Source organism: Marinifilum sp. RC60d5 (assembly GCF_052400665.1).
In the GTDB taxonomy this organism is placed as follows: domain Bacteria; phylum Bacteroidota; class Bacteroidia; order Bacteroidales; family Marinifilaceae; genus JBQTGK01.
In genome coordinates, this window is record NZ_JBQTGK010000007.1 from 49,035 (window position 1) to 64,120 (window position 15,086).

The 15,086-nt window shown below is 37.0% G+C and carries 8 protein-coding genes; all 8 read left to right on the forward strand.

Features of this window, described 5'->3' with window-relative positions; translation table 11 throughout:
• Positions 1-2: 2 nt before the first annotated feature.
• On the forward strand, positions 3-599 hold the full coding sequence (locus ACT3CE_RS14500; protein ID WP_444710486.1) for a BrxA family protein: 597 nt from the start codon (positions 3-5) through the stop codon (positions 597-599).
• 3 nt (positions 600-602) lie between these two features.
• Positions 603-1,193, forward strand: coding sequence for a BREX protein BrxB domain-containing protein (locus tag ACT3CE_RS14505; protein WP_444710487.1), 591 nt, complete (start codon positions 603-605; stop codon positions 1,191-1,193).
• 2 nt (positions 1,194-1,195) lie between these two features.
• Complete coding sequence (brxC, locus tag ACT3CE_RS14510) at positions 1,196-4,759, forward strand: BREX system P-loop protein BrxC (RefSeq protein ID WP_444710488.1); 3,564 nt, start codon at positions 1,196-1,198, stop codon at positions 4,757-4,759.
• 6 nt (positions 4,760-4,765) lie between these two features.
• Positions 4,766-8,410, forward strand: coding sequence for a BREX-1 system adenine-specific DNA-methyltransferase PglX (pglX, locus tag ACT3CE_RS14515; RefSeq protein WP_444710489.1), 3,645 nt, complete (start codon positions 4,766-4,768; stop codon positions 8,408-8,410).
• A gap of 288 nt (positions 8,411-8,698) precedes the next feature.
• On the forward strand, positions 8,699-11,236 hold the full coding sequence (gene pglZ, locus ACT3CE_RS14520; RefSeq protein ID WP_444710490.1) for a BREX-1 system phosphatase PglZ type A: 2,538 nt from the start codon (positions 8,699-8,701) through the stop codon (positions 11,234-11,236).
• A 160-nt stretch (positions 11,237-11,396) separates the two neighbouring features.
• A complete protein-coding gene (locus ACT3CE_RS14525) occupies positions 11,397-11,753 on the forward strand; it encodes a helix-turn-helix domain-containing protein (RefSeq protein WP_444710491.1) in 357 nt (118 codons plus the stop codon).
• On the forward strand, positions 11,747-13,039 hold the full coding sequence (locus tag ACT3CE_RS14530) for a type II toxin-antitoxin system HipA family toxin (RefSeq protein ID WP_444710492.1): 1,293 nt from the start codon (positions 11,747-11,749) through the stop codon (positions 13,037-13,039). Before ACT3CE_RS14525 ends, ACT3CE_RS14530 begins: the two co-directional genes overlap by 7 nt.
• 18 nt (positions 13,040-13,057) lie before the next feature.
• Positions 13,058-15,070 (forward strand): BREX system Lon protease-like protein BrxL, encoded by a 2,013-nt coding sequence (gene brxL, locus ACT3CE_RS14535; RefSeq protein WP_444710493.1) that lies wholly within the window; start codon positions 13,058-13,060, stop codon positions 15,068-15,070.
• Positions 15,071-15,086 lie beyond the last annotated feature (16 nt).

The window sequence follows — 15,086 nt, forward strand, 5'->3', positions numbered from 1 at the left end:
AGATGACCAGAAATAAAACAAAATACGAATCTAATTTTACGTCAGCGGGATTACTTTACCATGAATTCATAGCCCTTCAAAATGTTTTATTAAGTCCAAATTTTTCTGTATTAATGCAATCAGAACAAAAGGATAACCAGTATTTAGGAATCGCAACACAAACAGGACGCAAAAGGGCTATTCATGAAATTAAAAGAAGATATTCAAATGCTCCAAGCGGATTTTGGCAGCAGTTTTTCGAATGGGATATTCAAGAACAGAAACTTGGATTATTTTTTTTGATATTAAAAACTTATCCCATAATATTTGAACTTCATTGGAATGTTACCTTAAATAAGTTCCGTACAGGAGATAATTTAGATTCTTATGACTTAACCATGAAATTTGACGAATTATCTTCAAACAATGAGATAATTGATTCATGGGCGAATTCTACAATTAACAAATTAAATACAAGATATAGAAGAGCATTAACAGAGGTTGGTATGCTAAAAAACAAAGCGCTCCAAAAACCTCCTGTAAATAAACCCTTGTATTGGGACTATTACAAAAATATCTCCGAAGCATGGTTCCTAGAAGCCTGTTTCCAAAAAAATTAAACAATGACCATTACCGAACTATACACACAATTAAGCGATAAAGATTTTCAAAACCACCAAACTGGCAATCTATTCTTTCCTGCATACATGTACATGTACGACCCCGAGAAAGAATACGAAGTAGATGCGGAAATCTTAGACATCAAAAATCGTTTACATCGCCCAAGTAATTACCTGGATGTAATGGTAATTGATATTTTTGAGGTTTTTGTTGAATACCTCAAACAAGAAAAGTTTGGACGAGAAACAAAATTTAATTACTACACCCAATTTGAAACTTCAAAGCCTGATGCTGTAGATAAATCCCTGAAAATGGATGCCTACAACCAACGTTTTTTAAACTTCTTATCCAACAAAATTGAAGAACATCTAAAACAAGCAAATGATTTTGAAGTAGCCTATGTATTTGTAAAAGGTTTTGGCAGGTCATTCCCCTACATACGTGCCAGCCGCTTTATGAACAACTTCGAGAAGTATATAAAAGGCTATAAACTTATCATGTTTTACCCAGGCGAAGCAAAGAACTATTACAGCCTGTTTGAATTGTTAAAAGACGAAAACCTATATCGAGCTATCAAATTAATCAACGAATAAGCATGAAATTACAAGAGATATACGACCGTGATATTTTCCGCCACATAAACCCAGCGGTTGTGGTGAGTGAAAAAGATGAAGCTACCATTGAAGCAGAGATTAAAGAATATGTTTTTACCAACGAACTAATTGAAAAAATATATCTGATATTAAACACTGTCCTGAATAAAAAGTCAGGAAAAACAGGAATCTGGATAAACGGATATTACGGCTCGGGTAAGTCGCACTTTATTAAGTATGTCCATTACTTGTTAGATGCAAAAACATCACCTCTTGCTTTCGAAGCATTTAGTAAAGCCGTTGGTGGATACGACACTATGGCTATCGGTGCGAATGAGGATATTACATTAAGTAACATCAAATTGTTGCAAAAGCGGGTTAATTCTTCACATACCGATAACATCATGTTCAACGTAGAAGATGAAACCGATGATGGCAGTAAAGAACGCCTGACTCGTATCTTCCTGAACATGTTCAATAAGTTCAGAGGCTACAATGCCAATGATATTCCATTAGCTCTTTTATTGGAAAAACCGCTTGACCAAAAAGGAGTGTTCCAGGCTTTTAAAGATAAAATAGATTCCGAATTAGGTTTCGATTGGAATACCGATGCTGCACAAGTATCCGCATTCCAGTTAGAAGGTGTATTAGATATTGCTAAATCGGTATATCCAGAATTAGATACCGTATCATTACATGGAAAACTTTCAAATCCCGATAGTTTTAAAGTAGGCATTAACGCTACCTTAATTCCCGAATTACAAAACTTCATTAAAAATAAAGAACCGAATTATCGTTTGTTCTTCCTGATTGATGAAGTGAGCCAGTACATCGGTTCCAACAAAGAAATACTGCTCAACTTTCAGAATATAATTGAGCGCATAAGTAACGATTGTAACAATCAGGTTTGGGTAGCTTGCACGGCACAACAAACATTAGACGAAGTTTCTATCAGTGCCGATGGTGTAACAGATGTACAGGACGAGTTCGGCAAAATATTGGGGCGCTTTGATACCCGTATTTCATTACAAAGCAACGATGCATCATACATTACACAACGCAGGGTTTTGGATAAAAGCAGCGAGGGTATCGAAGCTTTAAATAAGCTTTATGCTACCAACAAAGACTATATCGAAAACCAATTCAAAATCAGTCACGAGCTGTATAAAGGCTACCAAAACGAAGAGGAGTTTATTGTTTCCTATCCCTTTATTCCTTATCAGTTTAAGTTAATCGCTCATGTATTCGAAGCCTTTCAGCAATTACAATTTGTAATAAAAGAGGTAAAAGATAACGAACGTTCAGTATTAGGAATTACACACTTTACCGCCAAGCAACATGCTAACGAAGAAGTGGGAATGTTTATCCCTTTCGATGGTTTTTATAATCAGCAATTTCATACCAACCTCACCAACCGTGGTTCCAAAGCCATTCAAAATGGTTTAGAACTCACCTATGTGAAAAATAATGCATTTGCTCAGCGTGTAGTGAAAGTGCTATTTATGATTTCCAATTTATTGGAAAATCAGCGTCAGACCTTCCCATCTACCATAGAAAATATAGCGGTGTTGTTGATGGATCAATTAGACCAAAACAAAATGCAACTCCACACAGAGATTAAAGAAGTGTTGGACAAATTGGTTGACGAAAGTATTATTCGGGAAGAAAAGGGTAGCTATTTCTTTTTTAACGAGGATGAAATTGACGTTCAAAATCTGATTAAAAATCAAACGGTAGGTCTAGACGATAAATGGAGTACCTTCGATTCTTTATTTCGCCCATTAGTAAAAATTAGTCCTAAGGTTTCATTCGGAAAGAACGATTTTAAAATGGCTTATTCCATTGAGAATAAAGAGTTCTTCCGTCAAGGTGAATTTAATTTAATTGTTCTGTTAACCGACAGCACACATCTACCACAGAAAGCCTTAGATGTAAATAAAAAAGACCTGCTCATTTGTATTAACGAGTGGTACAATAAAGATGAAAGCTTACGCAGAGATTTCGACTGGTACTGCAAAACCAATAAATATTTTACCAATAATTCGGGGGGCGAAACAGGTGAACGTTCCAAAACCAACGATAATTTCCGTATTCGAAACAACCAACTGAAAACGAAGATAGAGCAGTCATTAAAAAACAAGTTCAGCGACACACGGTTTATCTCGCAAAACACCATACTTGAAACCAATCAGGTTAATGGTGCAACAGCATCAGAACGTGTAAAGAACCTGATTGAAAAACACCTGTCTGGCATTTATAAAAATCATAAATTAAGCGAAAAATATGCCGACAATCAGATGATGTTAAAAAAGTCGGCAGCCGATACACAAACCATGTTCCCCGAACTAAGCCCGGCCGAACAAATGGTAAACGATTTTATTACTGCCAACGGACATCAGGTAACAGTGCATGATTTAATAAAAAACTTTGAAAAAGAACCTTTCGGCTGGCGTTTTGAAGCTGTACTAGACGTGTTGATTCATCTGGTAAAAAAGAAAAAACGGGAGTTTGCCTATAAAAAACAGCAGCGTTATCCTATTGTAGATTTCATTAACAAAGCGGTAATTACTTCCGAGCGTTTTTCCTGCGAGGTAGTAACGGGCGAAGATATTGACCCTATTTTACTTAACAATGTGGCTAAGGCGTACAAAGCCATCTTTAATGAGAATTTGAAAACTTCTACCGATGGAAACGAACAATTCGACAAGCTAATTATCGCATTAAAAGAAAAGCAACAACACTACCAAAAATCGGAAGGCGAATACTATGGTTATTATCCCTTTGGTGTTGTATTTCAACAGGCTTCCAATCAATTAAGAGAATGGAGCCAAATGCGTGACCCTAAAAAATTGTTTAACGCCATAGTGGGTGCTCAGGATGGTTGCAAAGAACTCTTCGACAAAGCCAAAGGAATACAAGACTTTGCTCATCGAAGTTTAAAAGAATACGAGAGCATTCGTAAATTCGTAACAGAGAATAGAGAGAACATTAAAGAGCTGGATGCAAGTGCGCAGGAAAAGGCTGATAAATTAATGGCCTTTACTAAATTGGACGACCCTCGTAAAGAGTTCCGTCATGCACGTAAAGCTTTCGACGAAATAAAATCTGCGCTTAAAGAGTTTACCGAAACGCTCAAAAAAGAAGTGCTGCACATTTATAGCGAAATATTTGCTGAGCTAAAAACGCAAGCAGACAGTTTCAAAGTGAGTGAAAACGATTTTGCACAAAAAGATTATACGCTTTCGTCCATTAAAAACATGACTTCTATTGCAGCTCTGAGCAACAAAAAATTAGATGCCGACAACTTTAAAACAGCACAACTTAGGCAAATTGTTGATGTTTACGAAACGGAAAAAGCACAGGAGAAAGCTAAAAAACAACAGAAAAATAGTGATGGTACACCTAAAAAAACATACGCTGTTCCCAAACCAAAATCAACAACCTATCACTTAGCAAATGGAACAAGTATTATTAGGACCAATGAAGAATTAGATACCTACATTTCCAAAATTAAAAGTGAAATGAGCGAGTTGCTAAAAGCAAAGAAAACCATTATCCTGAAATAGAAACTGATGAATACAAAAACATTTGCCCAAACGGCACGAAGAATATTGATGGAGGGCGTTGCCCAAAAGCTATTGTATTGGGGCTTCACTCCCGAAGGAGAAGTGGTGGAAGAACCGGTATCAGTTTCTGGTGGATATTCCTTCCGTGGTAAAGTGATTGACGATGCCACACTACCCGCATTATGGAGAAAATTACGTTCTGCCATTGGCAAAAAAGGAATGGAAGTAATTGTGGAAGAAGCTGCCTATACTTGGTTTAACCGTATGATGGCATTGCGCATAATGGCGAAAAACGATTACGAAGAACATCAGCTTTCCTATGTGGAAGGAATGGAAAATACGCCCATTATTCTACAACGGGCACGACAAGGGGAATACTCATTCTTAAACGCGACCGAACAAGAGCGATTGCAAAAAATAATTGGGGACTACAACAAAGACACCGAAGCTTTTGCACTCTTATTGGTGGGCTATTGCCACAACCACCAAACCTTGAATAGTGTATTTGGAAAGTTAGACGATTACACCGAGCTGCTTTTACCCGATAACATACTACAGGAAAGTGGCTTTTTACACCTCTTAAATACTACCGATGCCATTAGCGATGAAGAATACAAAAAGGTAGAACTGATAGGTTGGTTATACCAGTTTTATATTTCTGAACGAAAAGACGAGGTATTTGCTTCTTTTAAAAAGAACAAAAAAGCCGAAGCAAAAGACATACCCGCTGCCACCCAAATATTTACTCCAAATTGGATTGTAAAATATATGGTGGAAAATACTGCTGGTAAATTGTGGTTGGATAAAAATCCTGACTCTCCCCTCAAGAAGAACATGAAGTATTTGGTGGAGAATGACAGCGATGGACAAAACGAAGCATTAATAAACGATATTGAAGACCTCACCCTCATAGACCCCGCTTGTGGCTCGGGACACATACTGGTAGAAGGCTTCGACCTGCTCTACCAAATGTATATGGAAGAATACTATACCCCCGAAGAAGCGGTGGAAAGTATTCTTACTAAAAACCTATTTGGTTTAGATATTGATGATAGAGCTGCACAATTAGCCACCTTTGCCATTTTGCTAAAAGCTGCACAACAATACCGCGATATATTTACCAAAGGGTGGATGCCGCAGGTATATGCCATGCCCGAAGCACAGGATTTTACCGAGCAGGAAGTCTTAGACTTTTTAGGTGCAGATGGTGAAGAATACGTAGAAGAACTAAGCGATGCTTTGCTCTTAATGAAACAAGCTAAAAACTTGGGTTCTGTAATGAAGTTGCAACTAAGTGCCGATGCACAGAGTTTTATAGAAAGCCGTTTTAAAGACTTACAAAATAACCCAAGCACCGACATTAATGTAGTTGCAGTATTTCAGAAAATAAAGGTGTATATACCTGTGCTTCTTATAATGACTAAGAAATACAGCTCAGTTGTAGCCAACCCACCTTACATGGGAAGCGGTACAATGAATGCCAATTTAAAAAATTACGTAACGAAGAACTATAAGAATAGTAAATCAGACCTTTGTACAGTTTTCATTGAAGCTCTACCCTTATATAGTATAATAAAGGGAAAATTTGCCTTTATTGTCCCTCCTTCTTGGATGTTTTTATCATCATTTGAGAAGTTAAGGAATCAAATAGTTACATCCCAAAGTCTTGATTCTTTACTTCATTTGAGTAGGGGAATATTTGGCGCTGATTTTGGTTCAGTCTCTGCTGTTATAACAAAATGCAAACCCAAACCGACACAAAGTGGTGTATATTTTAGACTTGTGGAACGCACTTTCCAAGAGTTTTATCACAGCCACTTAGAAAAGCTATTTTTATCATCTAAGGGAGATATTTCGTTTAAGTATAATTTTAAGAAATACACAAAGGATTCTCCATCCATATTTCATTCAGAAGAAGGACTAAGAATTTACTATCCTAATATTTCTCAAAATCATTTTTCCAAATTGCCTGGAAGTCCAATTGCATACTGGGTTTCAGATAAATTAGTATCGATTTTTGAGAAAAATGAAACTCTCAAAAGTTATGGGAAAGGTGTAAAAGGCTTGGACACAGGAAAAGATGCCTTATTTCTTCGTTTATGGTGGGAGGTAAGTTTGACGAATACGTTCCTAAATAATGAAGAAACTCCTAAATGGTTTTCATACCACAAAGGAGGAACTTTCAGGCGTTGGTATGGGAATAAGCTTTTTATAGTAAATTGGGAAAATAATGGTGTGGATATACATTCGCATCATAATTTACCATTATCATACAGGGGAGCACCAGTTAGAGCAAAGCAGTATTATTTTGAGGAAGGAATTGAATGGTCAAGAATAAGTTCTTCTAAGATAGGGTTGCGCCTAATGTCTTCATCAATATTTGGTGGAGCAAGTCAAGCTGCCTTTCTTATTGACAACAGCTTTAATAACTATTTCCTTGGACTCTTAAATACAGAGTTGGTAAGTGAAGTGTTGAAGCTTTTAAATCCGACACTTGTTTTTCAGGGTGGTGATATTAATCGGATTCCTATTATTATTGAAAACAGTTATAGACCTAAAATTGAAAAATTAGTAGATGAAGCAATTCAAATAACGAAATCAGACTGGGATGCATCTGAGTTTTCATGGGACTTTAGGAAGTCACCTTTATTAAATGGAAACAGTACATTAACCGTTTCTTACAATACATGGCATGAAAAGGTTAGAGAAGATTTTTTTCAACTGCATTCTAATGAAGAAGAAATCAACCGAATTTTTATAGATATTTATGGTTTACAAGAGGAGCTCACCCCCGAGGTGCGTTTAAAAGACATTACCATTCTGCAAGAAGAGCTAGATCGCAAGCAATTAGAGCAAGATGAGAAAGTACTTAGGAAACAGGGATTAGGGATTAGTAGGAAAGACCAAGACTTACCTCTCGTACCTGAAAACTATTCCCTCCCTATAGATAAAGCAGAGGTGATGCAACAGTTTATCAGCTATGCCATTGGGCTGTTTATGGGGCGTTATAGGTTAGATAAAGCAGGTTTAAATATTGCACATCCAAACCCAACGGCAGAAGAATTGGCCACTTACACCTACAAACATGGTGAGGTAGAAATAGATGAAGATGCCATTTTACCTTTAATGGGTAACAATTGCAACTTCCCTGATGATGCCATATTGCACATCAACGGATTGCTAGACACCATTTGGGGACACGAGGTACGCACCGAGAACATCAACTTTATACAGGAATGTTTGAACAAAGATTTGGATAAGTTTCTGGTAAAAGACTTTTACAAGTATCACTGTAAAATGTACAAGAAGAAGCCCATTTACTGGTTGTTCTCGTCTAAAAAAGGCGCCTTCCAGGTATTGGTTTATATGCACCGCATTAACGAGTTTACGGCCGAAAAAATACGAGCCAATTATTTGTTAGAACATTTGAAACAACTGCGTGGTGAGCAAACTTTATTACAAAGCAACGAGAGCAGTTTAAATACCCAGGAAGCACGTAAACTAGAGCAATTGCGCAAAGACATCATCGAATGCGAAGAATACGACATGGAGCTGAAAAACATTGCCGACCAACAAATTAAAATAGATTTAGACGATGGCGTTACAGTAAACTATAAGAAATTTGAAAAGGTAGTAGCAAAAATAAAGTAGTGGTTTAGGAATGGGCTCATACGGATGTTTGATTTCCGCCTCTGAGAAAATGCGTTAATAAAATCAATGAAAGGAGCGTTAAAAATTCAAAGCTGTTTGACGAACGTTAAGTTTGAGGCACGAGAACTTATAAGGAGGAGTTCTTTGAATTTAGTGAATGAAATGGATTTTTAGCACTTTTATCAGCAGCGGTGGGGTCTTTTGATTACTTTTCTCACCTATAGGAGAAAAGTAATTGCCCTTGCGGCATGAGCAAAAAGGAAATACTTATTACGATAACAAAAGAAAATGATAAAAGAAAAAATATACAGTTATTTTGAGCGTTTCAATCATTTACGCATTCTATTCTTTTTCGATGAAAACGAAGAATACAAAGCCGATGTAGAAGCCTTAGATTTAGAAGACATCCATATTGAATGGTATGCCAACAATCCCTTCTCTTTAAAATGTAAGCTGATTGATGAATTAAAAAATACAAATGTGCTGTTGTATTTACCTATGGCAGCTCCACGCACACAAGAAGCCTACCATACATTTCCCTTAATGGGCTTATTATTGGCAAACAAAGAACTTCAGTTGGATAATGTAGGCAACTTTATGGAAGATTACGGCTTACAACGTCACCAGAAAAGCCTGGTGCAAAAATACATGGCTGAACTGCAATATGGGGGCATACAAAAAGTTTGTGCGCCTGTGCTTAATGCCGCTAATTTTGTAGAACCTAATGTACAGCAAGCCATTGTTTCGGCATTATTAAAGTTTAAAAACATAGAAAGCTGGTCGGTATTGTGTGCCAAATTAATGGTGCTGGCTTCGCATTCCGAAACCACAGACTTAGATAAATTGATTACCCGTTTTCAGAAGAACAATCTGCATGAGCTTGTTGTAAATAAACTGAATCAGATTACGGGTGTTTCAATAAAAACACTGAGCAAAGAAGGTTTATTGGAAATTACCCGTGCTATTCTTTACAACCAACTGACTCAAACCATAGAGGTCACTGTACCAACCGACCCTTATGCTGCTTTAAAAATAAAAGAAGGTCAGCAAATCACCCGTCTTAACCAGTTATTACAAGATGTAGATAAAAATAGTACGGTAAGTACTGCATTTAAGCAAGCATTAAAAAATGCAGGTAAGAAAATTAAAGGTGCTACCTTAATAGAAGCATACGGAAACGATGCGACCTTTGCCGAATGCAATACCGAAATGATATGGGCAATAGTCAATAGTGTACAATCGCTAATTCAGATCTCACCCCAAGAGGTGATTGAACGCATGGAGCAAATAAGCCTTCAATCCGATTTAGACGAGCTAATAAAAGAAACCTTAAAATATGTGGTTCAGGTTGCCAAAGTACATCGCTCCATAAATAGCATTAAAAGTTATATTTTAGATACACCCGAAATCTACATCCACACCTACGTACAGGAACATTATAAAATAGATGCTGCCTACCGTAGAGCTGTACTTGCTTTTAAAAGCTTAGATATTTCTGAAATACCCAATATGATCAACCTGGAAAATATTCAGCAGGAATTGAACAAGAGCTACGATAAGCATGTAGATGAACTCAACCGTGAATGGTTGCGTTGTTTGAACCAATTTAACTTCGATTATAGCAAGGTAAATGTCCCCAAGCAGTACAATTTTTATAAAACAGAATTAGCCACCGAAGATAAAAAGGTAGTAGTCATTATTTCGGATGCTTTACGCTACGAAGCAGCAAGTGAATTGTTGTCAGAAATGCATGGCGATGCAAAAAATACAGCAGAAATGCGATACATGTTGGCATCCATCCCCTCCAAAACAAATGTGGGAATGGCGCAATTGTTACCAGGCGTAAAATCCTATAATAATGGCGAAATTAAGTCGGATAACTTTTCTACTTCGGGTACCGAAAACCGTTCCGCTATATTAAACCAACACAAGCCCGAAGCAACTGCCATTCAATATTCTGAATTAGACAGATTTAATCAGGCACAAAAACGAGAGCTTTTTAAAAAACCTCTGGTGTATGTATATCACGATATCATTGATGCCCGTGGCGATAAAAAAGTATCGGAACGAAGCACCTTTAAAGGCGTAGAAGAAGCCATTGCTGAAATCAAGCGTTTGGTGAAAAACCTTCATGCTTCTAATAATGTTTCAAAGGTAATTATTACTGCCGACCATGGCTTTTTATACAACGATATAGAGATAGAAGACAAGGATAAGGAAAATATAACAGCGGATAATGTAATAACATCGGGCAACCGATATTTTATTACAGAAGAGGAACAAAGTTTAGATCTTGGCTATTCCATTTCTTTATCGGCAACCACTGCATTTAATGAAAATGCTTTTGTGAATATTCCACTATCCGTAAATCGTTACAAAAAACAAGGCGTGGGTCAGCAGTTTGCGCATGGTGGCGGTAGCTTGCAAGAGTTAATAGTTCCTTTAATTGAAAGTTCCCGTCAGCGCAAAGAGGTAAGCAAAAAGGTAGTGCCGATGCTGATTAACCGTGGTGGTTTAAAAGTGGTATCCAATATCTTAAAGTTGAATATTCTGCAAGAGACAGAAGTATCTCGCTTAGAAAAAGAACGTACCTTACAAATTGGCTTGTATCGTGGTTCTAACTTAGTCAGCAACCTAGAAACCATCACTTTAAACTTCACAAGCGAAGCACCAAGCGAAAGGATGCTTCGGGTAGAATTGACTTTGTCAAGCGAAGCTGGTACCGAGAGTTTCTTAAAACTAAAAGCTTTTGATGTAGATGACTCATTAAACCCCGTAATTGAAGAAACAGTTCAGAATAATACTTTGATACAAACGGATTTTTAGAATATGATCAGGTATTATTGTATGAAATATCATTCATTATTATCAATTACAAACGTTAATGTGTGATATGTCACGCATTAGTCGGATTACATGTTTATAATAGGATTTTTTACCATATATTTGTATTATATTTCAGTCAATAAATATAAAAAATACGTTTATGAATGATATCTCGGACATTAACTGGGCTTCGATGACCGATGGGGCATTGTTAAAGACGGTAGGTGATTTTGTACGGCACCACCGCTTAAACCAAAATATTACACAAAGTCAATTAGCTAAAGAGGCAAATATCAGCCGTTCAACTTTGAGTTTAATGGAAAAAGGAGATAAAATTACGTTCCCAACACTAATACAAGTATTGCGGGTGTTAGACCAGTTACATATCATGAATGTATTTAAAGTGGAAGAACAAATCAGCCCCATTGAATATGCAAAATTGATGAAAAAAAAACGTCAAAGGGCTAGTTCAACTAAAGATAAATCGCAACCTGATAATTTAGAATCGGAATGGTAAATTTTGCAAACGTAAAAATATGGGGAGAATTTGTCGGCATCATTCTTTGGAATGATGAAAAGCAGTCTGCTACTTTTGAATTCGACCCAGGCTTTGTTTCAAAAGGATGGGATTTAGCTCCTCTTAAAATGTCAATCAAAAATAGGCAGCGCATCTTCTCATTTCCTGAATTAACAAAAATAGCAACATTCAGTGGTTTACCTGGTTTATTAGCTGATGCCTTACCCGATAAATATGGCAATGCTTTAATGGATAGATGGCTTGCTCAGCAAGGTCGCCCTGCAGGTAGCATGAACCCTGTGGAAAAGCTTTGTTTTATTGGCTTTCGTGGAATGGGTGCATTGGAATTTGAACCGTCTGAATTTAAAGCCACTAAAAACACCTATAAAGTAGAAGTAGACAATTTGGTAAGCATAGCTCAAAAAATGCTGAACCAAAGAGAAGATTTCAATGCCAATATTTCAACCGACGAAGAAAAAGCAATGAATGAGATTCTTAAAATAGGTACTTCTGCAGGTGGCGCAAGACCCAAAGCAATTATTGCATACAATAAAAAAACGGGAGCAGTAAAGTCTGGGCAAACAAAAGCACCCAAAGGCTTCGAGCATTACCTCATAAAATTAGATGGTGTAAGCGATACCCAATTTGGTGAAACTGAAGGCTACGGTAGAGTTGAAATGGCCTATTACAAAATGGCTTTAGCCTGTGGAATTGACATGATGCCCTGCGAATTACTAGAAGAAAATGGCAGAGCTCACTTTTTAACCCAACGATTCGACAGAGAAGGAGGCTCAACCAAACACCACATACAAACCTGGTGTGCCATGGCGCATTTTGATTTCGATAATGTTGGAATGTACGGTTACGAACAACTGTTTCAAACCATGCGCATATTGCGTTTATCATACCCGCAAGCCGAACAACTATTCAGAAGAATGGTTTTTAATGTGATTGCCCGAAATTGCGATGACCATACCAAGAATTTTGCATTTAGATTAAAACAAGGTGAAAAGTGGGAACTAACTCCTGCTTACGATGTATGCCACGCATACCGTCCTGACAGCATTTGGGTCAGTCAGCAATCACTCAGCGTAAATGGCAAACGAAAAAATATTCAAAAGCAGGACTTATTAGCTGTGGCAAAAGCTATGAATATCAAAAAGGCTGAATCCATTATCAACCATATTGACATAACCGTAAGCAACTGGAATACTTTTGCTGAAGAGCAAAAGCTTAGAACAGACCTGCGTGATGCCATTAATAATACCTTAATTACTTATAAATAGACAAACACACCGCATAATATGAGCACTTTAAAAGAAAAAATAATCCAACATTTTGAAGGTAAGGTTGTACGCAAAGATTTAACCGCTATAGTTAAAGGAAACAACCCTGTTCCCGCTTATGTATTAGAATATCTGTTAGGACAATATTGTGCCATAGATGATGAAGAAATTATTAATGCAGGTATCGAAAAAGTAAGAAGTGTTATTCGTAGTAATTATGTACATCGCTCCGATGCAGAAATTGTAAAAGCAAAAATTCGTGATACGGGTAGTTACAAGATTATCGACAAAATCACTGTATCGCTGAACGATAAAGCCAACATTTATGAAGCTGAGTTTGCTAACCTTGGTTTAAAAAAAGTACCCATTGCCGATGCCATGGTAATGGAAAATCAAAAGCTTTTAAGTGGTGGCGGTGTTTGGTGCATTTTAAGTATGGGGTATTCTCATGCAGAAGAAACTTCAATACGTTGGATAATTGTTGATTTAAAACCTATTCAGGTATCAAATGTTAGCCTGGATGAATATGTGCAAGCTCGTAAATCTTTTACTACAGATGAATGGTTGGATGTAATGATGCACAGCATCGGATTAAATCCGGAATACTTTAGCCGTAGGGATAAATTTATTCAGCTTTCACGATTGATAACACATGTCGAGAACAACTACAACTTTATAGAACTGGGCCCAAAAGGCACAGGTAAATCGCACATCTTTTCAGAACTTTCCCCACATGGTGTATTGGTATCTGGTGGTGATGTATCCAAAGCCCGTTTGTTTGTAAATAACACAGGCAACAAAATTGGCTTGGTAGGTTATTGGGATGTAATAGCGTTAGATGAGTTCGAACAGGAAAAAGGCGGTAAACGAACCGACGGAGATTTGGTGAAAATCATGCAAAATTACATGGCGAACCAATCTTTCAATCGTGGAAAAGAAACCTATCAGGCAACAGCATCTTTGGCATTTGTAGGCAATACTAAACGCACAGTGCCATACATGCTCAAAAATTCACATCTATTCGAATCAATTCCTGAAGGGTATATCAAAGGTGCATTCTTAGATAGAATGCACATGTACATACCAGGTTGGGAAGTAAGAATTTTAAAATCTTCTACTTTTTCTAATGAGTATGGCTTTATTGTAGATTATTTGGCTGAGCTATTGCGAGAGCTTCGTAAGTTTGATTATTCGGGTTTACTAGATGACAAAGTTTCATTTGATGGTTCGTTAACCACAAGGGATAAAACCGCTATCCGTAAATCTTTTTCAGGATTAGTAAAGATAATTTACCCGCACAAAGAATTAACTGAAGCTGAATTACTGGAACTATTAGATTTTTGTGTGGAAGGTAGAAAACGTGTAAAAGATCAATTGTACATCATAGATGAAACATTCAGAACTGAACCCGTTGACTTTACATATACACTGATTTCAAGTGGGAAACAGTATAGCCCTGAAACATTAGAAAATTTGAACTATAAGGCTGCTGTTCAAGTACAAAAAGAACATCAGGAAGAGGAAAATCCAACAGAGACTAAAAACACTGCTAAGGTAAAATTAGAGCCCCATCAAGTAATTTTAAAAGACAATCAGACAGGTATTTCTTACAAAAAACTTTTTGCTGATTACCTAAGAGATACAAATTGCATTACCATCCAGGATCCATACATCCGACTCCCTTACCAATTTAAAAATTTGTTGGAGTTTTGTGTAATGCTCGGGAATACAAAATCACCTGAACAGGAAATTAACCTTGAAGTGGTTACTTGGAACGATGAAGAACACATAGCTGAGTCAATAGCCAATTTCGAGGAAATACAATCTAGCTTAATCGACCTTGGTATACATCTTACCTATCGTATAGAAAAACATCACGATAGATTTATCGCAGCAGATAATGGTTGGAAAATATCATTAGGAAGAGGTCTGGATATCTTTGAAAAAATCGAAGGTCGCTTTAATGTCGCCGATCTCGACCAAAACAGACGCAAATGCAAGGCTTGTGAGTTAACTTATTTGAGAATATAACATATTGGAAATTTGC

Excerpts from the sequence above, each read along its gene's own strand:
- brxC (WP_444710488.1), top strand. The coding sequence starts at position 1,196 with ATGAAATTACAAGAGATATACGACCGTGATATTTTCCGCCACATAAAC.
- ACT3CE_RS14505 (WP_444710487.1), top strand. The coding sequence starts at position 603 with ATGACCATTACCGAACTATACACACAATTAAGCGATAAAGATTTTCAA.
- ACT3CE_RS14500 (WP_444710486.1), top strand. The coding sequence starts at position 3 with ATGACCAGAAATAAAACAAAATACGAATCTAATTTTACGTCAGCGGGA.
- ACT3CE_RS14530 (WP_444710492.1), top strand. The coding sequence starts at position 11,747 with ATGGTAAATTTTGCAAACGTAAAAATATGGGGAGAATTTGTCGGCATC.
- brxL (WP_444710493.1), top strand. The coding sequence starts at position 13,058 with ATGAGCACTTTAAAAGAAAAAATAATCCAACATTTTGAAGGTAAGGTT.
- pglZ (WP_444710490.1), top strand. The coding sequence starts at position 8,699 with ATGATAAAAGAAAAAATATACAGTTATTTTGAGCGTTTCAATCATTTA.
- ACT3CE_RS14525 (WP_444710491.1), top strand. The coding sequence starts at position 11,397 with ATGAATGATATCTCGGACATTAACTGGGCTTCGATGACCGATGGGGCA.
- pglX (WP_444710489.1), top strand. The coding sequence starts at position 4,766 with ATGAATACAAAAACATTTGCCCAAACGGCACGAAGAATATTGATGGAG.